This window comes from Microbacterium sp. Leaf351 (assembly GCF_001423825.1).
GTDB lineage: Bacteria > Actinomycetota > Actinomycetes > Actinomycetales > Microbacteriaceae > Microbacterium > Microbacterium ginsengisoli.
On record NZ_LMPK01000001.1, the window covers coordinates 92,944 to 93,319 of the forward strand.

At 72.3% G+C, this 376-nt stretch carries 1 protein-coding gene; it reads right to left on the reverse strand.

Annotation, left to right across the window (positions count from 1 at the left end; translation table 11 throughout):
* The coding region (locus ASG00_RS15955; RefSeq protein ID WP_235558999.1) for a winged helix-turn-helix domain-containing protein at positions 1 to 376 on the reverse strand (376 nt) is incomplete at both ends.

A 376-nucleotide genomic window follows, 5' to 3' on the forward strand; every position in this document is an offset into this window, starting at 1 on the left:
GCTTGTCGGCCTCGCCGACGTAATAGGAGGTCACGTACGACTCGCCGCGCAGCACGAGGGTGAGGTCGGCCTTGCTGCGCACGCGACGCTTCGACTCGAGGAGGGTCGCGAGCAGGTCGAATTCGGTGCGGGTGAGCTCGACCTGCTGCCCGCCGATGAGCACGATGCGCGTCTCGGGGTTCAGCTGGAGGTCGCGGTGGGTGATCCAGTAGCCGCCGCCCGGCGCGGGCATCCCCGGACGGGCGAGCTCCTGCGACGGGTAGACGGGGACGATCGCCTGCGTGGGCGGCGCCGCCGGCACGACGACGGGATATGCCGGGGGCTCCGCCGGGTAGGGCTGCGGTTCGGCGTAGGGCGGCGCGTCGACCGGTTGGGG